General features: G+C 43.3%; 16 protein-coding genes. 2 read left to right on the forward strand and 14 right to left on the reverse strand.

Annotated elements, in window-relative coordinates:
- Window positions 1-28: 28 nt before the first annotated feature.
- The 5 genes from L0P88_RS06190 to L0P88_RS06210 all read right to left on the reverse strand — a co-directional run bounded on the left by L0P88_RS06190 (window position 29) and on the right by L0P88_RS06210 (window position 8949).
- On the reverse strand, window positions 29-1423 hold the full coding sequence (locus L0P88_RS06190) for a TolC family protein (RefSeq protein WP_247133743.1): 1395 nt from the start codon (window positions 1421-1423) through the stop codon (window positions 29-31).
- Window positions 1423-4710, reverse strand: a complete 3288-nt coding sequence (locus tag L0P88_RS06195) for an efflux RND transporter permease subunit (RefSeq protein ID WP_247133744.1) — start codon at window positions 4708-4710, stop codon at window positions 1423-1425. Before L0P88_RS06195 ends, L0P88_RS06190 begins: the two co-directional genes overlap by 1 nt.
- Entirely contained in the window at window positions 4707-5843 is a 1137-nt protein-coding gene (locus tag L0P88_RS06200) for an efflux RND transporter periplasmic adaptor subunit (RefSeq protein WP_247133745.1), read from the reverse strand. Before L0P88_RS06200 ends, L0P88_RS06195 begins: the two co-directional genes overlap by 4 nt.
- Before the next feature lie 156 nt (window positions 5844-5999).
- Entirely contained in the window at window positions 6000-6893 is an 894-nt protein-coding gene (locus tag L0P88_RS06205; protein ID WP_247133746.1) for a leucine-rich repeat domain-containing protein, read from the reverse strand.
- A 142-nt stretch (window positions 6894-7035) separates the two neighbouring features.
- Window positions 7036-8949, reverse strand: a complete 1914-nt coding sequence (locus L0P88_RS06210; RefSeq protein ID WP_247133747.1) for an ABC-F family ATP-binding cassette domain-containing protein — start codon at window positions 8947-8949, stop codon at window positions 7036-7038.
- A gap of 65 nt (window positions 8950-9014) precedes the next feature.
- On the opposite strand from L0P88_RS06210, the gene L0P88_RS06215 reads away from it, so the two are divergent.
- Entirely contained in the window at window positions 9015-9401 is a 387-nt protein-coding gene (locus L0P88_RS06215; RefSeq protein WP_158776686.1) for a DUF983 domain-containing protein, read from the forward strand.
- On the opposite strand, the gene L0P88_RS06220 is transcribed toward L0P88_RS06215, so the two are convergent.
- The 9 genes from L0P88_RS06220 to L0P88_RS06260 all read right to left on the reverse strand — a co-directional run bounded on the left by L0P88_RS06220 (window position 9398) and on the right by L0P88_RS06260 (window position 20973).
- Window positions 9398-10456 (reverse strand): NAD(P)/FAD-dependent oxidoreductase, encoded by a 1059-nt coding sequence (locus tag L0P88_RS06220; RefSeq protein WP_247133748.1) that lies wholly within the window; start codon window positions 10454-10456, stop codon window positions 9398-9400. The genes L0P88_RS06215 and L0P88_RS06220 overlap by 4 nt on opposite strands.
- 276 nt (window positions 10457-10732) lie before the next feature.
- The gene (gene gldN, locus L0P88_RS06225) at window positions 10733-11635 is read right to left on the reverse strand and encodes a gliding motility protein GldN (protein ID WP_247133749.1); all 903 of its coding nucleotides are present in this window, start codon (window positions 11633-11635) and stop codon (window positions 10733-10735) included.
- Between the two features lie 10 nt (window positions 11636-11645).
- Complete coding sequence (gldM, locus tag L0P88_RS06230; protein ID WP_247133750.1) at window positions 11646-13226, reverse strand: gliding motility protein GldM; 1581 nt, start codon at window positions 13224-13226, stop codon at window positions 11646-11648.
- Between the two features lie 55 nt (window positions 13227-13281).
- Window positions 13282-13932 carry a gliding motility protein GldL gene (gene gldL / locus L0P88_RS06235; RefSeq protein ID WP_158776683.1) on the reverse strand — a complete coding sequence of 217 codons (651 nt, stop codon included), beginning with the start codon at window positions 13930-13932 and terminating at the stop codon, window positions 13282-13284.
- 78 nt (window positions 13933-14010) lie between these two features.
- A complete protein-coding gene (gene gldK / locus L0P88_RS06240; protein WP_247133751.1) occupies window positions 14011-15390 on the reverse strand; it encodes a gliding motility lipoprotein GldK in 1380 nt (459 codons plus the stop codon).
- Between the two features lie 118 nt (window positions 15391-15508).
- The gene (locus tag L0P88_RS06245) at window positions 15509-16666 is read right to left on the reverse strand and encodes a formimidoylglutamase (RefSeq protein WP_247133752.1); all 1158 of its coding nucleotides are present in this window, start codon (window positions 16664-16666) and stop codon (window positions 15509-15511) included.
- A gap of 14 nt (window positions 16667-16680) precedes the next feature.
- The gene (gene topA, locus L0P88_RS06250; RefSeq protein WP_247133753.1) at window positions 16681-19158 is read right to left on the reverse strand and encodes a type I DNA topoisomerase; all 2478 of its coding nucleotides are present in this window, start codon (window positions 19156-19158) and stop codon (window positions 16681-16683) included.
- A 140-nt stretch (window positions 19159-19298) separates the two neighbouring features.
- Window positions 19299-19679: a DASH complex subunit DAD2 gene (locus L0P88_RS06255; protein WP_247133754.1), complete on the reverse strand. Its 381-nt coding sequence runs from the start codon at window positions 19677-19679 to the stop codon at window positions 19299-19301.
- A 1-nt stretch (window position 19680) separates the two neighbouring features.
- Window positions 19681-20973: an LVIVD repeat-containing protein gene (locus L0P88_RS06260; RefSeq protein WP_247133755.1), complete on the reverse strand. Its 1293-nt coding sequence runs from the start codon at window positions 20971-20973 to the stop codon at window positions 19681-19683.
- A 238-nt stretch (window positions 20974-21211) separates the two neighbouring features.
- Between L0P88_RS06260 and L0P88_RS06265 the strand changes: the two genes are divergently transcribed.
- Window positions 21212-22183 carry a formylglycine-generating enzyme family protein gene (locus L0P88_RS06265; RefSeq protein WP_247133756.1) on the forward strand — a complete coding sequence of 324 codons (972 nt, stop codon included), beginning with the start codon at window positions 21212-21214 and terminating at the stop codon, window positions 22181-22183.
- The last annotated feature ends 6 nt before the right edge of the window (window positions 22184-22189 follow it).

Raw genomic sequence — 22189 nt, forward strand, 5'->3', positions numbered from 1 at the left:
ATTTCAACCAGACAGCCCTACAACCAAATTATAACTCTACGTTCAATAATTGCCCTGTGAGTTGCAACAACTGCAGTTCTGCCAGTTTTGCATTGTATTTGGCCAAGTTCCTACTCGTTTGGGCATTCAGTAAGTTAATCTGTGCCTGTCGTAACTCTACGGACGTGATCTGTCCCAGTTTGTAGCGTTCATTAGATCGATTGTAGTTGTCCGTAGCCGTAAACACATTTTGTTCCTGAAGTTCAAAAACCTTCAATCGGTTTTCATAATCTCCCTGTGCATTGGCAATATCCCGTCTTACCTCCAAAACGATCTGTTTTTGAAATGCCTCCTGGGATTCCAATAGTACTCTTGCATTCTTCAGTTGGGTAATACCGTTCCCACCGTCAAAAAGATTCCATGTAAGGTTCGCTCCCAGACCAAAATTTCTCCTGTTGTTTACAGTTACTCCCGGGAAAAAGGGTCCTGGGGCATTTTGGTTAAGGTTCCATCCATAGAAACCGGTCAATCCAATCGTGGGCAAGAAAACGGATTTGGATGATTTTAAGGTATAATCATTGATGGTCATGTTGGATTTTGCCTGCAACATGCGAACATTGTTTTGCTCCCCTTCCTTTAAAAAACCCTCCAGCCGGATCTTATCGATAAAGGCAATTGTGGTATCGACCGCAAATTGCTGCTCCAGGTCCTCATTGAGGATAATATTCAAATCCCGCATAGTGTTCTCCAACAGCTGCCTCTCGTTCATTAGGTTAATGCTATCGTTCACCAAATCTACCTGGGCATTCAAGACATCCAACTTGTTTATCTGGCCGTATTCAAAGCTGTATTCTGCCCGCTTCAATCGATCTTCGGTATTGGCATAGGTATCTTTGAGGACCTGGATGTTCTCCGAAACCCTTGCCATTTCAAAATACACGGTAAACAGCTGTAGGACCGTGGTTTCAATCGTTTCCCGGGACTGTAGTTCGGACAGATTGTACTCCTCCTTTAACCGCTTGTAATCGTATAACCTACCCAAACCGTCAAAAAGGACATAGTCCGCGGTCAATCGGGCATTATAGCGCTGCGCCTCTGCCTTAAAAAGACTTGCATCCGGTCTTTGTATGGGATTTCCTTCCGAATCTATTTGTACATTGCCCTCATCGTCCCTTAAAAATTGTCCCGGAAATTCAAAGGTGGAATCATCCCGTTGATAGTTTGCCCCGGCCGTCCCCGTAAGGGTAGGAAGAAAACCTGAATTTAGGACACTCTTATTGTTTTCCGCTATTTCAACATCGTTCTTGGCGATTACAATCCCTAAATTGTTTTCCAAGGTAATTTTGACCGCCTCTTCTTTGGAAAGGAAACTTTGTTGTGAAAAGAGGAAAAAGGGGAAAATCGCAAAGAGAAACACGATTTTAGCAGTAGTGAATATCTTCATTATAGCACTTCTTCTAATTCTTGTTCTTGAGAATCGTCAATAACAACATTTTGGTTTGTTCCATTGAGGTGTTTGGTTTTCCCTTCGACCATGTCCGCTTCTTCCTGTTTTTCCTTTATGGCCCGTTCCACCTCTTCCTTACTAATTTTATCTCCGGTCCTTAACCACTTGAAACCAACTTTTACTTCATTGCTAAAGGACAGAAAAATTGGGAGCATTACCAAAGTAAGGACTGTGGCAAAAGCAATTCCATAAGCTATGGAAATGGCCATAGGTTTTAAGAACTGGGCTTGCCTGCTCTTTTCCAACAACAGGGGAGCGAGTCCGGCAATGGTAGTTACGGAAGTCAAAAATATGGCCCTAAACCGCGATTTCCCCGCTTCATACAAAGCGGTTTCAAACTGCATCCCGTTCCGAAGGTTACCATTGAACTTGCCGATCAGTACCAAACCGTCATTGACCATAATCCCAATAAGGGCTATAATACCCAACATGGAAAGAATGTTTACGGGAAAATCATGTATCCAATGACCCCAAGCTACGGCCGTAAGGCTAAAGGGGATAAGAAGCAACAACAATAAGGGTTGGCTAAAACTCCTAAAGGTAAACGCTATGGTAATGTAGATTAAAAACAAGACCACCGGACCTACATAATTCAAAGAATCGGTCAGTTTGTTGCGTTCCCTATTCTGTCCTTCATAGGAAGCCGTCACCGTTGGGTACTTAGACTGTATATCGGGCATTATTTCAGTCCTTATCCAGGTCAGCACATCCGGAGCACTGGTATTTTTTGGGTCTTTTAAATCCGAGCTGACCCGTATTTCCCGTTGTCCATCCAAATGGTTGATGGCAACATCCCCCCTGGCAATTTCATAATTGGCTATTTCCTTAAGTGGCACGCGACTACCGGACGGGGCAACAATACGCATTTCGTCCAGTTGGTTAATGGAGGCCCTATTGTCCCGATCATACCGGACCCAAACCCGAATTTCGTCCTGTCCACGTTGAAAACGCTGTGCCTGGGCCCCAAAAAACCCAGATCTTACCTGATTCATGACCGTTCGTAAATCCAAGCCCAACAAATAGGCGCTTTCCTTAAGTTCCAATTGTATCTCCTTGATTCCGGCAGGGTCATTGTCCGCAACATCCTTGAGCAGGGCATTTTCCTCCATGGCCGTCTTCAATTCAGATTTTGCAGCTTTCAGTTCGGTGATATTGTTGCCCAAAAGGGATACGGAAACCGGATCGCCCCCAAAATTCCCTCCTGAACCATAAATGAGACTTTCCACGCCAATCACAGGTCCCACCAATTCCCGTAATCTTCGAGTTACCAAATCCGCAACAATCGCATCGGGACGTTCCTCTCCGGGCAAAAGATTGATTTCCAAAGTTGCCGCCGCCGATCCCGGCCCCACGTTCTTTATCATATTTTCAAACAGGACTTTCCCTGTTCCCTGGAGGTATTGTTCCGTTAGTTCCTGATTCACAATTTTTGCTTTTTCCTGAATCAAGCTGATAATGGAATCCGTAACCTTTTCATTGGTCCCATTGGGCATTTGCAACTCCACGGCTACCCTGTCACTGGCGATCCTGGGGAAAAAAGCGGTTCGTATGATGCCTCCTCCAATGGACCCAAACGTCAAAAATAACGCCAGTACAAAAAAGGAGAACGTGAGTAAACGATACCGAAGTGCAAATTGTAAGGTGGGACTATACATTTTGTCCCGCATCCATGCCATTGCCCCATCCCCCCATTTATTGATAAGCCTTAGTTTGGAAAAGACTTTGGCTATCCCTGTTTTGGGTGCTTTATTCTGTTTGGTAAGGGCTTTGGAATGCGCCAAGTGGGCCGGAAGAATGATCAGTGCTTCAACCAAGGACACCACCAAGGTCAAGATGACGATAACCGAAACCTCGCCAAAGAAGTCCCCTATCCTTCCATCCAAAAACAGGAAAATGGAAAAGGCCAATACCGTAGTAATGATTGCGGAAACGATGGGCGGAATTACTTCCAAGGTCCCATCGATGGCCGCGCGGACCGGTTTTTTCCCTTTTTCATAATGCTGATAGATATTCTCTGCTATAACGATACCATCGTCCACCAAAATACCAATGACGATGATCATTCCAAAAAGGGAAAGCACGTTAATGGTCACATTGACCATAGGGGCAAAAATGAACATTCCCAAAAAGGCTATGGGCAAACCAAAGGCCACCCAGAAGGCCAATCGGGTATTTAGGAAAAGGGAGAGGAAAATGAGTACCAACAGCATTCCCATAATCGCATTCTCCGTGAGCAGTTGGGTACGTTGGGTCAATGTGGTGGAGAGATCCCGTACCACATTCAACTGTACGTTGTTGTACTTCTGGTTAAAGTCCGATATGTACTCTTTAACGTTTTCCGCGGAACCAATTAAATCTTCGGTGTTGGTACTGGTTATTGTAACATTGACCGACAGATTCCCATCGTAATAGGAAGCATTTGGCGTTTCGGAAAAACGATCTCGTATCTCGGCAACATCCTTTAATCGGATCGCCTTACCCGAGGCATCTGCCCTCACAACGATATTTGAAAGTTCATCCCCATAGTAAGAACGGTTGTTGGCCCGTATCAGGTATTCTTCCGTATCGGTTTTAATATTCCCTCCGGTAACCAGGATATTGGCATTGGAAACGGCAAGGGCCACTTCTTGAAAGGAAACGTCATAAGCCAATAAATTGTCCTCATTGACCGCAATTTCAATTTCCTCTTCGGGATATCCGGCAATGGTAATCTGGGATATCCCTGGAATTGCCCTAAGGTCATTTTCTATCTGCCTTCCAATTTGCTTTAAGGTAGCCAGGGAGATGTTTTGTCCACTTACGGCGAAACTGATCGTTGGTCGTACCGCTTCCACTTTGGAGACAATAAGGGGTTCCATTCCGGTGGGGAATGTGGGCACGCGGTCTACGGCATTCTTAACTTCCAATAACATGAAGTCAATGTCATAGCCTTTTTCAATTTCAACATTGATGGAGCCCGAATTCTCACGTGAAGTGGATGTTACGCGATCAACACCTTGCAAGCCCTTAAGGTTGTCTTCAATTTTTAGTACAATTCCTTCCTCAATCTCTTGTGGGGAAGCTCCAGGATACGTAATGTTGATCACTACATTTTTGGATTCCGTGAGAGGGAAAAAGGAGGATTTTAAAGAGAGCGCCCCTACAATCCCAAAAACAAAAAAGGCAACAATGATAACGTTTACCGCAACATGGTATTTAATAAAGTATTCAATGACCTTTTTCATTCCACCGCTGTTTTTGGACCACCCTCATCGAATACCTTGACCAGCATACCCGCGTAAGCACCCACAACAGGCTTGGATACAATGGTCTCGCCTTCCGGCACGTTTTTGAGTACTACTTTTTTATCGGAAAAATAAACAGGCTTCACATCTATTAAATCCAAAATGGAGTCGCGAACCACAAAAATTTGGTCATTGTCCGTTAGTAGGGAACGATCGATCTGAATGGCATCCGTTTCATCCTTTGCACTAAGATTGGCTTCCAAATACTGCCCCTCCCTTAAATTATCGCCCCGCACTTCAATGAATGCGGTAATGGTTTGTGTTGCCTGGTCTACCTTACCATTTAACCGAATCACTTCCCCAGTGTAGGTTTGGGTTTTATTTAAATTGGTAAGTGTCACTTTTTTTCCCACGGCAAGGTAATCCGCATAGGTCTTGCTTACGGCCACCTCCAGTTCATAGGTCCCTTTTTTGATGAATTCACCCAATCGTTGACCGGGCCTCACCAAAGTTCCTTCCGTTACCAATGCCTCGGTCAATATCCCGGAAAATGGGGCTCCGATCGAGTATTTGGAAAGACGTTGTTCCAAATTCTTTACATTGTAGTAGTCCCCGTAAATTCCACGTCCGGTAATAAAGTATTTTTCTTTCTCCGAAGTGACCTTTGGCAATTCAGGTGTCGCTTTGTCCAAATCGAATTCCGCCAGATAGTTCTGCCACTTTGGGAAATGCTCCGGATAGTCCAGCTGTAAATCGGGCATGATGGAAGTGAGTAAGTTATAGAAGTCGCTTTTGGCAGATTGCACACTAGCATAATATTCCGAAGCATCAATTCTGATCAATGTTTGTCCTGCCGTATATTCCTGACCGGTCTTGAAGGGTTTACTCCCTTTTTTGAAAACCCCCTGGACCTCAGCAAAAAGTTCTACCCTATCCTTGGCCACTAAATTTCCATTGGCGGGAACTATAATGGGCACCGTACCATTGGTAATCGTATCAACAAACACTATTTTTACCACCTTTTGCGGTCTAGGTCTCCGGTCCTTTTTGCTATCGATAATAGCTTTTGCTCCAAAAATGGCACCAACAATAATAAGGAGTCCCAGTACAACGGAGATAATTGTTCTTTGCATAGTTGTAGCATTGGTAAGACACAAAACTATTGTGTCCTTGGGCCGGGACAGGTTAAAAAATTCATAAATGTTTAAACAGAATAAAGAAAGTGTGAAACAAAAAAAGGGGGATACACCTCTGCATCCCCCGAACCAAACAAACTAAAGTATAACTAACTACTCATTATTGTCATCATCTTCAAACTTGGTATCCGCCATGCGGGTACGTGTTTTTCGAAGATTAATTTCGTTATAAGGATTCAAGGTGGCATCATCGGTGTCAAAAACCAGAAAACGTTTTGTATCCATGTTCTTTAATCCAGTAAAGGATTCGAACCTATTGTTCTGTATTTGCAAAATCCTTAGGCTTGCCAATTGGGAAAACTCCACTGGAATTTCCCCTCCCAGTTGATTATTGGCCAATACCAGTTCCTTAAGCTGCCCCAGATTTCCCAACTCCCCGGGTATTGTCCCTTCCAGGCCATTTTCAAATAATCCCAGCTTTTCCAATTTGGTAAGGTTGCCTATTGCTGTGGGAATAATGCCTTTTAAATTATTACTGGACAGGTTCAGTATTTTAAGGTTCTTCAATTCTCCAAAACCCTCCGGTATTGGTCCCGAAAGAAAATTATTGAACATGGAGAACTCTTCCAATTGCCCCAAGTTCCCAATAGCCTCGGGCAAAGCGCCCTTTATCCTATTCATTTCCAGTTTAAGGGTCCTGAGGTTTTCCAATTTTACAATATCCTTGGGCAATACCCCAGTTAGGTTGTTGAACGCCAAATTAAGGTGTTCCAAATATTTAAGGTTGCCCAAACTCTCCGGTAAGACCCCGTTAAGATTGTTATTAAAAAGATTAATGGAAATGATATGGTTGTTCTTAACGGTTATCCCTTTCCATGAAGAAACAGGCCCGTTCAAATCCCAGGTCTGGGTCCATGAATCGCCATTGGTCTGTTCGTAAATATCCAGTAAGGCCCTTCTTTCCGCTTTTGTAATTGTGGTCGTTGAGGCTAGTCCTACATGAACCGAAATCAAGAAAACCATTAAAATGGGCAAAAACGATTTCATACTCGGATAATATTAGTAAGATTTACCCTACAAATTAAGCATTCGTGCTGAGAATGGGCAAATTACAGCACCGTAAATTGCTGATTTTGTTGTGAATTTGATGCTAGGTGTGGTGTAGGTCTAAAAAATGGATGTCGTCATTTTATGTTTCCAACTCGTTTGACATCCTTTCCCACTCCTCCATAAGCCTGTTCAATTCCCCTTTCCTCTCATGGTATCTGTCAAAAAAACCAGGGTCTGCAACGGTTTGATCATATTCCATCAACAGTTTATGGTCCATATCGCCTATTTCCCGTTCCAGGGCGGTAATCTTTTTTTCCAGGGAACCCAATTTGTTTTTTAGCGATTTCAGTCGCTTTTGTTCCTGGTAATCGTTGGCAGTTTTGCCTTCGCTTTTCGCGCTTTCCTTTGGCGAATGTTGGGTTTTCTTTTCAATCGCCCTAAAATCCAACGCACTTCGCTGCTCAAGGTAATCATCAATATCGCCAAGAAACTCTTTTACGTTTCCCTCCCTAAATTCATATACTTTTTCCGTTAGACCTTGAAGAAAGTCACGGTCATGGGACACCAAAATCAATGTCCCTTCAAAATTGTTCAATGCCTGTTTCAGCACATTTTTGGATTTTATATCCAAATGATTGGTGGGTTCGTCCATGACCAATACATTAAAGGGCTGCAACAGTAGTTTGGCCAAGGCCAAACGGTTCCTTTCCCCTCCGGAGAGTACTTTTACCTGTTTGTCCACATCATCGCCCCTAAACAGGAAAGACCCTAAAATATCCCGAACTTTTGTCCTATTTGTTTCATTGGCGGCATTCAACATAATGTCATGTACGGTTTTTTTCTCCTCCAGATAGTCCGCTTGGTTCTGGGCAAAATAACCCAATTGGACATTATGGCCCAATTTAAGGGCTCCACTGTAATCCAGCTCCCCAACAATGATTTTGGCCAAAGTAGTTTTGCCTTGACCGTTCTGGCCAACAAATGCAATTTTGCTCCCACGTTCCACCATTACGTTGACGTCCTCAAAGACCAATTTTTCACCATAGCTCTTACCTATACCTTGCCCTTCAACCACAACTTTCCCCGGTTGTACAGATACTGGAAAACGCACGTTCATGACCGTATTGTCCTCTTCGTCCACCTCAATACGTTCTATTTTATCCAGCTTTTTGATCAGGGATTGGGCCATGGACGCCTTGCTTGACTTAGCCCTGAATTTTTCAATCAATCGTTCTGCCTGTTGAATTTCCCTTTCCTGGTTTTTTTGGGCATTCAACTGTTGCTCGCGCATCTCTTTGCGCAGCACCAAATAGGCTGAATACGGTTTGTTGTAATCATATATCCTTCCCAAGGAAATTTCAATGGTCCTATTGGTAACATTGTCCAGGAACATCTTGTCATGGGAAACGATGACCACCGCTCCCGGATAGGTTTTTAAGAATTGCTCCAACCAAATTATGGATTCAATATCCAGATGGTTGGTAGGCTCATCCAAGAGCAAAACGTCATTGTTTTGGAGCAGTAACTTGGCCAATTCAATCCGCATTCGCCAACCTCCGGAAAAGGTGTCCGTTTGATTTTCAAAATCGGCCCTTTTAAATCCCAATCCCAAAAGCACTTTTTCCGTTTCACCCTGATAATTGTATCCCCCCAGAATTTCATAGCGATGTGTGACCTCATTTAAATCAACCATCAACTGGTGATAGCCCTCACTTTCATAATCATCCCGAACCGCCAATTGTTCATTGATTTCCCCAAGCTGAAATTCGAGCTTTTTTAACGCTTTAAAAGCTTGATGGGCTTCTTCCAAAACCGTCCTGCCCCTTTCAAAATCGATATCCTGTTTTAGGAACCCTATTTTCACCTCCTTATCGGAAGCGATAACTCCGGAATCCCCTTTCATCTCTTTGGCAAGCAGTCGTAAAAGGGTGGATTTTCCCGCACCGTTCTTACCGATCAAACCCACTTTATCGCCCGGATTTAACTTAAAGGATATTTCTTCAAAAAGAAACTCACCACCAAAGGAGACACTAAGATTATGGATATTGAGCATAAATTGTAATTGAAGTTACAAAAGGGCCTAAAAGTTCTTTGTAATTTTGTAAAAAACTGTTGCAAATGTTAAAAAAAGGCACAAAACTGTACAGTATTTTAACAGGAAGTTGTCCCAAATGCCATTCTGAGAGCATGTACGAAAATCCCAACCCGTACAATATCACACAGCTCTTTAAAATGAATGAACGATGTTCCCATTGTCACACCAAGTATAAGATCGAACCTTCATTTTTTTACGGTTCCATGTACGTGAGTTATGCCGTTGGCATTGCATTTGCGGTGGCGGCATTCGTCATCAGTTTTCTTTTTATTGGTACGGATTTGAAAACGTCCTTTATTGCCATTGTATCCACCCTGGTCCTTTTTTTACCGGTAATCATTAGACTTTCCCGAAACATCTGGATCAATCTGTTTATGAAATACGACAAAAATCTTGCGAAGGAAGCTTAGCGCTTGTTCTGGAATTTGTCCTTAAAACGGTCAATGTCCATTTCTGCATTGATTTTGGCACCATTTTCCACATGCCGAAACAGTTGCAATGCGGCGTAGGGAGCAATCAAAACCCCTCGGGATCCGAAGCCATTCAATACCAATAGGCTTTTGTGTTTTGGATGTGTCCCCACCAATGGCCTTCTATCGGTAACGGTTGGGCGAACGCCCGCAACGTGGTCCACGATCTCAAAATCACATTTTAGGAACGTCCTTAACTTCTCCAGAAGTTCCTTTTTGGCGTCCGCTGTCGGTGTATTGGTTTTATCCTTCCATTTATAGGTGGCCCCTATTCGATACAACTCTTGACCTAAGGGAATGATAAACACGGAAGACTTTACAACACTTTTCTCACGGAGCAGGGGGGCTTTTATGGTCAGCAGTTCCCCTTTGGTCCCATTTAAGGGAAGATAGTTGAAAAAAGGGTTCTTTTTTAATCCAAAGCCTTCTGCAAAAACGATTTTTTTTGCAGTGATTCCCTTGTATTCAATTTTGTCCGTACCAATGGACATCTGGTCAAAACTGAACTGTTCTTGATGTAAAAGGGATTTTTGGATCAAATAATCGGAATACCCATTAATAAGCTTAGCGGTATCGATCCTACCGGTGCTTTTTACTTCGCCCATACCATGGGGCGCATCGATTTGGGCATTGTTGTTCCCAATAATTGTAGTCGCTAAAAAGGGTTTTAAGCTTATTCTATCCGCAGCTTCAAACCAGAGATTTTGTTCTTCCACGGAAGCAAACCTGCGATATACGGGAACTTTATAATCCAACTTTAGTTGGAGCTTTTTCTCCAGGTTTGCGTAAAAGGGTAATGCCAAATCCATCTGTTCGGCGGCATTCCAGGCCAAAGTAAAGCGCTTTAGGATCACCGGATTATAAAGTCCCCCTGCCACTAGGGAGGCCCGCTCGGAATCATCCGAAACAACAACAAAGGATTTCCCATTTTGCTCCAGTTGCTCGCAAAAGGAAATTCCGGCCAAACCCAGACCTACTATTACATAATCCAGCATGGGGCAAAAGTAGAAACTCAAATTGTCATTTCCGGCATAGACAGGAAATCCAATTGCAATTTTCCTATCTATAAAACAAATTGGGATGCTCCAACAATGGAGGTACCCTTAAAGAATAAACAGCATAGGTGGGAATACAAAAACGTCCTGAATTTCTTCAGGACGTTTGTTTGTAATGAATTGGAAATTATTCTGGTGTGGATTCCGAAATAAATTCGGGATAATTCAGCCGTCAACTTTGCTTTCCTGTCTTACAGTCTTCAAAGTTGGGGTTCATTAATATGCCCACATATCTTGTTCCCTATCCCGGACACTTTCCTTAATTCGGTTGGCCTCCAAAAGTTGGAACAAGGCATTATCAAAAATGTAATCATTGATTTCACGGTCTCCGTGAACGTTATCCTCCTTATAGATGACTCCATTGAATCGTCTTGCATTCAACAACATATCGAAGGAAATGGGCTGTGCCGAATTCCTGTTGTTGAAGACCTTGGAAGCATGTAGAATCTTCCTGGCACTTGGGTACCATACCCAGAACAATTCTACCTTGTTTTCACCGGGATCGACAGATTCGTCATCAATAAAGTTTACGTCTGGTGCTACCGGGGCTATCCCCAGCAAACGATATTTCAATTCCCCTTGACGTTTATCAAAATACCAGATACCCTTAATACGGTACTCCTCAATATCCGCTGCCGTAATATCCCTTTTATTGATGAATTCTTCAGAGATTTGCTCACCGGCATTCAATTGTTCGTACCCTAAATCCGTGGTATCCACTTTTTGTAACGTGGCCGTAAGGTCACCAAAATTTCGTTTTTCAGTGAAATAGGAATCGGTGTACACATCGGTCAATTTCCCATTCTGGATGTTCTTCATCAACACATGGTACAATGACCTCCGGTCCTTCCCAATACCTATGGTATCCGTAGGATAATATAGTGGGAAGTTTACACGCTCATCCAGATCAATGGTTTCCCAGATGGTCTTGGACCATAGGATGTCCCTATCGTCCACATAGCCGTACTCCAATGGTTCATCATCATCGGCAGCTATTTGCGCTTCGGTCTTTTTCCCGACATCTTCCGGCTTTTTGGCATTTAAAATATTTGCCTGTGCCATTATGGAGATCGGTAAAAAACCTAGTGCAACAATTACAATTACATTTTTCCAATTCATAATGCTATTCTTAGTTTGTCAATTCAACTACAACTGGAGATACTTTTTTCAACTTGTAGCTCTTGTTGTTTGTGATATACGCTTTGATGTCAAAAATCTGGACTGGATCACCACGTTTTGCCCTTTTCAAGGCAGACTTGGCCCTGGCATCCAACTTATTACCATTTACACTTACCGTAGGCTGACCAGGTACTTTGAACTTAAATCCACTTACTGCCAGATTTAAATCAAAATCGAAGTCTTCCAACATGGAACCGATAGTGGCGATTTCCAAGTTTCTCCTCGGCATTTTTACGCTACCCGCCTCTCCACGGATCGTACCCGCAGGTCTGGGAATATCCTTGATACGGAAGGTGGCAGGAGTGCTTATACGCTGCCCGTCCGGTAGTACACCAGATGCGTTGATGGTTACTTCACGTCCTGTCCCAGGGTTCATGATGTATCTACTTCCACTTACAGATCTTAATCCAGGTGCTGAAGCTGATACTTTATTATCAGGAATACCAGGAATGGAAATGGTCATAGGATTGGCCACACCACGATACACTACATTCATTTTGTCAGCGGAAATAACAGCTGCATTTGGTTTATTGATAGTTGGAAACTTATTGTCCACATCAACTTCTATTTCCTTACCATCTTGCATGAAATACAAGGTACCTGCAATTTGATGGTCTCCAGCACCGCCAGCACTGATTAGCATCTGTACGCCTCCGGCCTCCAAACGATAATCCCTTCCTTCCGTCAACTTTCTACCGTCCAAAGTCAGTTCGGCCTTAACGGGTGTGGAATTCTTATCGGTCTTGCTAATGATGATCTTACCGTCGTATTTCTCCCCACTATAAAATGCAGACTTGGATGCATGTAAGGAGGTGGCAAAATTCTTTAATGATACCGCAGCGGTCAAGTTACCTTCCAATAGCCCTTTCAATACCTCTTGCTCCGTAGCTTTGATATCGGCCTGCAATTGGGTAATCTTGGTCAGGGAGGCTACCAACGGGAAGCCCTCAAAATGGTAATTGATCCAATCTTGACGGGTACCATCACGCTTCTCCACTTTTCCATCATTTTTCTTGCCATCTCCGGTGGCAAAACGTGTCTTAACGGACGCTTTGATATCCTCAAACTTCCCTTCTGGAAGTTCAGCAACTACCCCTTCACGATAGTTGTTGATCATATCCAGGAACCTTTGTCCTTCAGTTTTCAAGTTATCTCCCTTGAAGAACAGATTATCCAGGTAGTCCGATTTATCCATGACCACATAGTCTTTTGGATCTTCCAAATCTGCGGTCATTCCTTTTTTCAATCCTTCCAAATAGTTGTAATATTTGGTGGAGAGTTCCTTGACTTCCTGTGCATTTTTGTACAGCGTCCCATATTCTGCTTCATTTTCAGAAGCTTTGGTAGCTAAATTTTCAAAAAATGCAAGGTTGTTTTCGTCCGTTTTGGCGTTGGACTCTTCCAACTTTTCGTTCATTAGACCAAAAGCGGCAAGAACCTCCTTACTCATATTTAAGGCCAACATCGCAATGAAGATCAAGTACATAAGGTTGATCATCTTTTGACGTGGTGTTTGTTTTCCTGATGCCATTTTACTAATTAGATTTAATTAAATGTGATTAACGTTTGGTTTGTTTGGGGCCTAATTAGTTTTTAGCCATCGCAGAAAGCATACCACCATATACTCCATTTAAGGAAGATAGGTTGGTCGCCAAGGATTCCATTTGCTCTTTAAGGGCACCTGCATTCTGTACCACTTCTTCGTTAATGGACGCCTGACGGCTAGCACTCTCCAATTGTACTTTGTACAAGCTGTTCAATGATTCCATTTGAGCAGCGGCATGGGACAACTCCTCTGAATACTTTTGGGTATTTTGGATTGCATCCGTAGTAGGGGCGATGTCTTTGGCCGCTCCCTCAAAACTTCTGATACTTTCACCCAAGCTGCTGAACAACTGGGAATCGATATTTGCTTCTTTCAACATCTCGTCCAATTTTCTGGAAAGCAATCCTTCAGCTTCTTTTGCTTGTTTCGCATCATTTTTGTTCCCTTTGGATTGACCATTGGACAATTCTGGGTATACCAAAGACCAATCGTATTCGTCATCCACAGGTTCAAATGCTGATATTGCAAAAATCAATGCTTCCGTAATAAGCCCTATTGCAAGAAGAAGTCCACCGTTAAGTGGTCCGAATTCCCAGTGAAGGATTTTAAACAATGCACCAATGATCACCACCGATGCGCCCAGCCCGTAGGCCATGTTAAATAGTTTTTTTGTTGATTTTGACTGTGCCATAATTTCAGTTTTAATTAAGTATATAAATAAGAATTGGTTACTGGATTCGTAATTAAATTCCTGTTATTCTTCACTATTTTATAATCCGTTGTTCCCTCGGGTAGAATCTTCTTCACCCATATAGTCCTGCACCGTTCTAAAGCCAATATAGCTCCGGGCAGAATCTTGATATTCATAATCCCGTGTGCTCACTTGCAAGAAGTAGGCCACATCTTTCCACGATCCCCCACGGATCACTTTTCTCTTATTTTGACCGGAACCGGCATTTGGGTTCATTGTGGATACATAATCGTAGGCTCCTGGATCATAGCTGGAATTGGTCCATTCCGCTACATTCCCCGCCATATTGTAAAGGTTGAATTCATTGGGTTCATATGACTTTGCCTCTACCGTGTACAATGCGGCATCTGCTGCATAATCCCCACGTTGCGGTTTAAAGTTGGCCATAAAACAACCCGTATCACTGATCACATAAGGTCCTCCCCATGGATAGGTTCCTCCTTCAATACCACCCCTTGCGGCGTATTCCCATTCGGCTTCGGTAGGGAGCCTGAATTGGTTCACAAATTGTTTGCCACGACTTTTCTGGTCATCGTTTTTGAATTTGGTCCTCCAATGACAGAATGCCTTGGCTTGTTGCCAGTTTACGCCCACCACCGGATAATCACTATAGGCATCATGCCAGAAATAATCATTGTGCATGGGCTCATTGTAAGAGTACTCAAAGTCGCGAATCCATACCGTGGTATCGGGGTAGATCGCCAACTGTTCGGACTTAATAAAATCACTGCGCTTGCCGGATTTGGCACGGGCAGCAGCCTCTATGTCCATCCAATTGTATTTGTACTTCAATTGTTTCACATCAATTGTTCGTTGACCATTGTACGTCTCCTCTTCTGCCAGGTATAATGAATCCATTACCTCCGCGTAGAATTCGTCCGGATAATCATTGGTATCCCAGATAAGATCGATATCCTTGTTAAGGGCATAACCTTCGTAAGGGTCATCTCCAAAACCTAGGTAATTATCAATCTTATATTTTTCCCAAACGGACAATCTGGTCGTATCCGCACTTTTAAAAGCAAATTCCCCAATAGTGTCGTCATCCTCGGGACCAAGGCCCAACTCATCGGACAGAATGGCCAATTTGGTCCGGGCGACCGAATCCTTTACCCATTCCACGAACTGTCGATATTCACTATTGGTGATTTCCGTATCGTCCATATAAAAGGAACGTACGGTAACGGTCCTGGTAGGGGCATTCAAAATTTTTGCCTGATCCTCATCGGCCTTACCCATGACAAAGGAACCTCGAGGAATCAATTCCATTCCATATGGCTTCTCGGGATACCATTTTTTCCCTCTCACACCAACCAATTCACCTTTTGACCTTGATTTTGAGCCACAACTAGTGAGCAAAAACACAAGTGCTAGAGATGATAAAAATAGCTTTCTCATACTTTAGGTTAAATTTTCGATTTAAGATTGTAAACTGTGCAACACAATTTCCTAATCACAAAACTTCAAATTGAGCAAATTATTGTGCCGATACGGTTTATGTACCAAAAATATTTGTTCAGTTTAAGCCTTTCTTATAGGCTTTAAGCCAGCGCTCTGGAATATTTTGGTTGCAAGCATCCAAATAGTCCTGTTGAGTGCATGGTAATAACGCAACTGAATTATTTTTAGTATGCTCCGGTAAAATGGAGGGAACTTCAACCCACCAACGTTCCGTAATATGGCTTTTGAAGAATACCAATTCCTCTGAATCCGTAGGAACGGTAAATTTGGTAAAGTCCTCATCGTTGGAGCTTGGCAGTTCTTTTATCCTAAAGCTCAGCCCTTCAATAAAGCACCAAATTATTTGGGCTACAAGCCGAAAGGACAATAGCGTGTTTTCCATTTCATAGATTCCAAAGGCACTCACCTTTTCGCTTATTCCCGCATATCTGGAGATGCCGCATATTTCCCTACCGTCAAATCCGTTGGGGGAAAAGTTTGCCGTTACCCCCATTTCACTTGCTTTTACAGCGCGTAAATCCAAACTTACCAGATGGGCGTTCCTTAAAATAGGTTCGGCCAGCGTAATATCGGAAACAATATCCCCCAATCTATAGGCGTCAAAGAACAGGCGTTCCATAAGATCGATCTCTTCCTGGGCATTGAAATAGCTTTGATAGCCCAGATTGGAAAAATTATACAGGTTGTTGGGTTTGTCCGTGATGATTTTGCTCATGTAGGATTCCGAGGAAATCAACTCATCGTCCTCGCCAAAGTCGAACCTACTATCAATGGATACCAAATTGATCATGTCCTTAATGCCATCAAAGGCCCTGTAGGTGGGAAAAGTGACATCTTGTGTCGCACCGATGACTATCGGAATTATTTTTTCTTCAAGCAGGCCGGACATGATCTGATTGACCACAAAGTACGTGTCCTCAACGGTATTTCCCTCTTCCACATCACCAATATCAATGATCGTGGCATTCCAATTGCCCATCATTAATCGGTACAGTTCAATCCGCAGGGAATCCATGTCCAATTTTTCCTGTCTTTTCTCAAAAGCGTTCCTGGATTCCAAAACGCCAAAAATCGCCACTGTGGCATTGGCGAACACGGGCAGGCCTTTTTTTTCAGTATGCTTATGAATATTTTTTCCCAGTGCCTGCGAGGGAAGAAATTCTGAAAAGGCCAAAACCTTTTCACTTATTGGCACTAAAAAATCAAATGCCATAATTATGGGTGTTATTACTTAGCTTTCGACTTTGTTTTTCTTTTGGGTGCTTTTTTATCAAGTAACTCTTTTGCTGCCTCCAAGGAAAACTTGGCGGCATCAACATCCTTTGACAACTCCACTTTTATCCTTCCTTTAATGATATTGTGCCTGCCCCATCTGGCCTTTTCAATACGAATGCCTTCCTCGGGCCAGGATTGGACCAATTTTTCCTTTTCCTTTTGTTTTTTGGTTTCGATAAGTTCTTCAATGTCAGCTTTGGAAAGATTGTCAAAATCATATTTCTTGTTGACGTTGATGAACATTCCGTTCCATTTTATAAAAGGACCAAACCTACCTACGCCTTTGGTCACATCTTGACCCTCATAATTGGCAATGGGAGCATCTGCCCTTTGCTTTTCCCTGATCAATTCTATGGCCCGATCCATATCTACATCAAAGGCGCTCTCCCCCTTATCCAATGAAATAAACTTTTTTCCAAATCGGACATAAGGTCCATAACGGCCAACATTGGTCTCCACTTCTTCACCTTCATACACCCCCAATTTTTTTGGAAGCTCAAAGAGTTCCATAGCTTCTTCAAAGGTTATGGTGGATATGGATTGCTCGGGCAACAAACTGGCAAACAATGGCTTTTCTTCTTCTTCCACAGTCCCTATTTGAACCATGGGACCAAACCTCCCCAACCTGGCGGCAACCTGTCGTCCTGTTTTGGGATCCGTACCCAGTACCCGCTCGCCACTTGCCCTTTCCGCATTTTCCTCAACGTCCAAAACGGTAGGATGAAAACTCTTATAAAATTCCTTCATGACTTTTTGCCAATCCTCATCCCCAGAAGCAATCTCATCAAAATCCTCTTCCAATTTCGCAGTGAAATTATAATCCAGAATATTGGAAAAATGACTGACCAAAAAATCATTTACGATTGTCCCTATATCCGTAGGGACCATTTTACCTTTGTCCGACCCGACCATTTCGGTCAATTTTTTTTCCGAAAGCTGGTCGTTTTCCAGAACAAGCTCCATGTAGGGCCTTTCGGTTCCTTCCACGGTTCCCTTTTGAACATATCCCCTATTCTGAATGGTGGAAATGGTGGGCGCATATGTTGAAGGTCTTCCGATTCCCAATTCCTCAAGTTTCTTGACCAAGGAGGCCTCGGTATATCTATATGGCGGCCTGGTGAAACGCTCCGTGGCACTAATGTAGTTGTTCTCCAGTTTTTCATCTACCCGCATTGCCGGTAGCATTCCTTCCTGTTCTACGGCATCCTCCTCATCCACACTTTCCAGGTACACCTTTAAAAACCCATCAAAAGTGACCACTTCACCATTTGCAGTGAATTCCTCTGCGTGGGTATTGGATTGTATTTTAACGTTTGTACGCTCCAATTGTGCATCACTCATTTGGGAGGCGAGTGTCCGCTTCCAGATCAACTCATATAATTTGGTCTGGTCACGTTCCAGCGTTGGGGATTGCAAATTCATGTCTGTAGGGCGAATGGCCTCGTGGGCTTCTTGCGCCCCTTTGGACTTGCCCGTATAATTCCTTACCGTGCTGTATTCACTTCCATAATTGGACACTATGGTGTTCTTGGCCGCGTCCAGTGCTTCCTTGGACAGATTAACACTGTCCGTCCTCATATAGGTAATGAGTCCGGCTTCGTACAATCGTTGGGCCACCTGCATGGTCCGGCCAACGGAAAAGTAAAGCTTCCGTGAAGCCTCCTGTTGTAAAGTGGATGTGGTAAAAGGGGCCGCAGGCGATTTTTTAGCAGGCTTTTTATCCAATTTCGAAACTGAAAAATCCGCTCCGATGTTCTTTTTCAAAAAGTCCTCTGCTTCTTGCTTACTCCCAAATGGTTTGGACAATTTCGCATCAAAATTCTTTCCATGCGTGGTACGGAAGGAGGCCTTTATCCTATAACTGGCTTCCGGGGAAAAAGCCTCAATTTCCCGCTCTCGCTCTACAATCAATCGTACCGCCACCGACTGCACCCGCCCCGCGGAGAGTCCCGGTTTGATTTTTTTCCACAGTACCGGGGAAAGTTCATATCCTACCAACCTGTCCAAAACCCTACGCGCCTGTTGCGCATTCACCAAATCATAATTGATTCCCCTTGGATTCTCTATTGCTTTTTGGATGGCGGATTTGGTTATGGAGTTAAAAACAATGCGCTTGGTCTTATCCTTATCCAATTTTAATTTTTCCGCCAAATGCCAAGAAATGGCCTCCCCTTCGCGATCTTCATCACTTGCCAACCAAATGGTCTCGGCTTTCTTCGCCAAATCCTTTAGCTTTTTGACCAAGGTCTTTTTTTCCTTATCAATGATGTATTTTGGTTCAAAGTCCTTTTCAACATCCACCCCCAATTCCTTTGAGGGCAAATCGGCAATATGACCAAAACTGGACTCTACCTGATATTCTTTTCCTAAAAATCTTTCAATGGTTTTAGCCTTCGCTGGGGACTCGACTATGACTAAGTTCTTGGGCATCTAGATTGGTTTTTTGGGAACAAAAGTATGTGAATTTTTTAATTCCCATTTTTGGATGAAGCTTCACAAACAAAAAAAGTGTGCGGTTTAGGCACACTTTCACCAACGTAAAAATCCACTTTTTAGTTTCCGGGACCAGGTTACTGATAAACCAGGACCGCTTTTCCGTCCTCACATTCAATACGTGTGGGGGGACTGACGAACGCACAGTCCGAAAGGGCCCCATTGCTTTCATTATAAGCCCGAACCGCCTCGTTGTAAGCGGCCAATCGATTTAAAAAATCAACAGTATCAATTGAAGTGGAATAGGCGATATAACCCGTGGGACCACCACAGGGCTTGGACCCAATTCCCGCAAATTGCCAGTCATTGCCGTCTACGCAGGCCACACTTTCCGAAAGTGCCACAAGGGTCTTGAGCTGCTCTTCCAAATCATCGGCCTGGATATCATCCGAGCTACAGGACAAGAGACTGCCCAACACTACTATATAGAGGTAAAATTTAACTTTAAAGGGCTCCATGTTAATTCAGGTTCAAACTACTAATGAGTCTAATATCATCATCCAAATATTCATATTGGTACAGCACACCATTACCTATCATAAGCAATTGTTCTTCCATGGGAATGACATCAAACGTAACAATATCTTTAAAATGATTTAACTGTGGAAGGTCGGGGACTTGGGATTTATCATACACCTTAAGACCTGAGTTTCCGTCACAAACAAAAAGCTTATCATCCTTAATCCCGAGCCCATAAGGTTCATCCATTGGATAAATCACTTTTAGTTCCGGTTTCTCGATAGTGGAAATGTCAACAATGTAGAGACCGCTTTCCACAGCACCACAAAAGTTACCTCCACGCAAGGTAACATAAGCGTAGTTGCCATCCACAACCACGGGATCACATGCGGTACCATGTACAAACTCCGAGATGTACTTGGGGGCAGATGGTTCGGAAATGTCATAAATGTACATGCCCTGCATACCGCCCAAAAACAAAAGGTCGCCTTGGCTAAAAATCGTTTCTATCCCCCAGCTGGTGTATACCTCATCCATCACTTCGGGGGCGTCCAAATCCGAAATATCAAAAACGTTTATACTGCTCCATTCAACGGCATACAGATAATCGCCAACAATCCTAAATCGGGCCAAAGAACCTCCCTGTCCCGTATCCGTCGCATTGGTGGTGGGCCCATCGGAATTGGCGAAGGAGGCCTCCCCATGTAAGTATCCGAACTTTTCATTGAATTGGTTCTGCGTCATGGCCACTTTTTTGGTTTCCCAACCTACTATGGCCTCCCTATTGGGATCTAAATCTCCGTAGTCAAAAGCATCTGCCGTTGGCCACTCCACATCAAAACCTACGGTGCACCAAAATTCCTGGTAAATGGCATTTTCCAAACGTTTTACGGAACCAATGTTGTTGATGTCCGAAATGTCCATAATGACCAAATCCCCATAACTGTCCGCATATAGCCTATCATTTTTTATGGAGACATCATTGTTGCCCTCCAACTTAATGAAGGCCGTTTTTTGGGGTGAAGCCGGATTGGTATTGTCCAAAACATGTACGCCCTTATTGACATCGTTGACAAAAATGTAGTTCTTATAGGCATATATCTTTCCAGATTCCACAATATCCGTAGGCTCACTTATAGCAATGGCCTCTTCTTTAAAGGTTATTAAATCCGTTGTCAATGGGGTAGCAATAACGTATTCGTTATACCCAAACGGTAATTCTCCATCATCCTCGCAGGATATACCGCAAATGATAAGTAGTAGGATCAGGGGAAGTTTCGATAGCTTTTTCATTGGTCAATTTTTTTTGTTTGATCTTTTATCATTGAATAACACTTTTAAGATGATCCATGTTAAACAAAGTTGCGTCGGTATGTGTAAAATCTGGAACGGCTTTCCCGTATTGGCATGCAAAAAACCGATGATAAAACCAAAGGTGATAAAAAGGGGACTTCCCATGAGGACTTCTATTTTGACTACAAAAAATTAAGTACAAAACGATATCTTTATAAAAGCAATATTTTCATTTTTAATGTCGAAAACTACATTTCTATTGGCAACCTTAGGTTGCTGGCTACATCTTTGTTATGGTCAAAACAAACCTTTTAAAGCCTATAGCGAATCCATTCCGGGAAGCACATTGACCATTAAAATGCTACCCATACCCAGTGGTAGTTTTCTAATGGGGAGTCCTGAAACGGAGAAAGGAAGGAAAAAGGATGAAAGTCCGGAACGGAAAGTGGATATGGATCCGTTCTGGATGGCTTCACATGAAACTACCTGGGATCTTTACCGACTTTTTATGGCCCGGGAAATTGATAAGAAGCGTCCTACCCCCCCTAAAGGGGACGAAGTCTTGTTGGATGTCGATGCCATTGGCGGAGCTACAACACCTTATGTGGAAATGAGTTTTGGCATGGGAACCGAAGGCTACCCAGCTATTTGTATGACCCAATACGCCGCTATAAAATTCTGCGAATGGCTCTCTGCCATGACCGGAAACTTTTATAGACTCCCTACCGAGGCAGAGTGGGAATACGCGGCACGGGCTGGAACCCAGAGCCCTTATTCGTTTGGTGCAAGGGCATCAAATATTGACGAGTACGCATGGTACAACGGAAATAGTAATGGCAAATACCATAAAGTGGGGCTGAAAAAACCAAATCCATGGGGATTGTACGATATGCATGGCAACGTTGCCGAATGGACACTTGACCAATACCTTGATTACAACGCAAAAAAAACAAAAAACCCTTGGGCCAAACCTATAAGGACATACCCGAGGGTGGTGAGAGGAGGGTCTTGGAAAAACCGTGAGGAAAACCTCAGGAGTGCCTCGCGAATGCCCTCCACCGCCGATTGGAAAATGAGGGACCCACAAATACCTAAAAGCAAATGGTGGCTTACCGATGCGCCTTTTGTGGGATTTCGTATTGTCCGCCCTTACAAGACCCCCAGTGCAGAAGAACAAAAGAACTATTGGAAAGCAAAACATTCAAAATAAATCGCA

This window comes from Muricauda sp. SCSIO 64092, assembly GCF_023016285.1.
In the GTDB taxonomy this organism is placed as follows: Bacteria; Bacteroidota; Bacteroidia; order Flavobacteriales; family Flavobacteriaceae; genus Croceivirga.

What these genes read in the sequence shown, in the direction of transcription:
- L0P88_RS06190 (WP_247133743.1), bottom strand. Translation starts at nt 1,423, where the DNA reads ATGAAGATATTCACTACTGCTAAAATCGTGTTTCTCTTTGCGATTTTC.
- L0P88_RS06195 (WP_247133744.1), bottom strand. Translation starts at nt 4,710, where the DNA reads ATGAAAAAGGTCATTGAATACTTTATTAAATACCATGTTGCGGTAAAC.
- L0P88_RS06200 (WP_247133745.1), bottom strand. Translation starts at nt 5,843, where the DNA reads ATGCAAAGAACAATTATCTCCGTTGTACTGGGACTCCTTATTATTGTT.
- L0P88_RS06205 (WP_247133746.1), bottom strand. Translation starts at nt 6,893, where the DNA reads ATGAAATCGTTTTTGCCCATTTTAATGGTTTTCTTGATTTCGGTTCAT.
- L0P88_RS06210 (WP_247133747.1), bottom strand. Translation starts at nt 8,949, where the DNA reads ATGCTCAATATCCATAATCTTAGTGTCTCCTTTGGTGGTGAGTTTCTT.
- L0P88_RS06215 (WP_158776686.1), top strand. Translation starts at nt 9,015, where the DNA reads ATGTTAAAAAAAGGCACAAAACTGTACAGTATTTTAACAGGAAGTTGT.
- L0P88_RS06220 (WP_247133748.1), bottom strand. Translation starts at nt 10,456, where the DNA reads ATGCTGGATTATGTAATAGTAGGTCTGGGTTTGGCCGGAATTTCCTTT.
- gldN (WP_247133749.1), bottom strand. Translation starts at nt 11,635, where the DNA reads ATGAATTGGAAAAATGTAATTGTAATTGTTGCACTAGGTTTTTTACCG.
- gldM (WP_247133750.1), bottom strand. Translation starts at nt 13,226, where the DNA reads ATGGCATCAGGAAAACAAACACCACGTCAAAAGATGATCAACCTTATG.
- gldL (WP_158776683.1), bottom strand. Translation starts at nt 13,932, where the DNA reads ATGGCACAGTCAAAATCAACAAAAAAACTATTTAACATGGCCTACGGG.
- gldK (WP_247133751.1), bottom strand. Translation starts at nt 15,390, where the DNA reads ATGAGAAAGCTATTTTTATCATCTCTAGCACTTGTGTTTTTGCTCACT.
- L0P88_RS06245 (WP_247133752.1), bottom strand. Translation starts at nt 16,666, where the DNA reads ATGGCATTTGATTTTTTAGTGCCAATAAGTGAAAAGGTTTTGGCCTTT.
- topA (WP_247133753.1), bottom strand. Translation starts at nt 19,158, where the DNA reads ATGCCCAAGAACTTAGTCATAGTCGAGTCCCCAGCGAAGGCTAAAACC.
- L0P88_RS06255 (WP_247133754.1), bottom strand. Translation starts at nt 19,679, where the DNA reads ATGGAGCCCTTTAAAGTTAAATTTTACCTCTATATAGTAGTGTTGGGC.
- L0P88_RS06260 (WP_247133755.1), bottom strand. Translation starts at nt 20,973, where the DNA reads ATGAAAAAGCTATCGAAACTTCCCCTGATCCTACTACTTATCATTTGC.
- L0P88_RS06265 (WP_247133756.1), top strand. Translation starts at nt 21,212, where the DNA reads ATGTCGAAAACTACATTTCTATTGGCAACCTTAGGTTGCTGGCTACAT.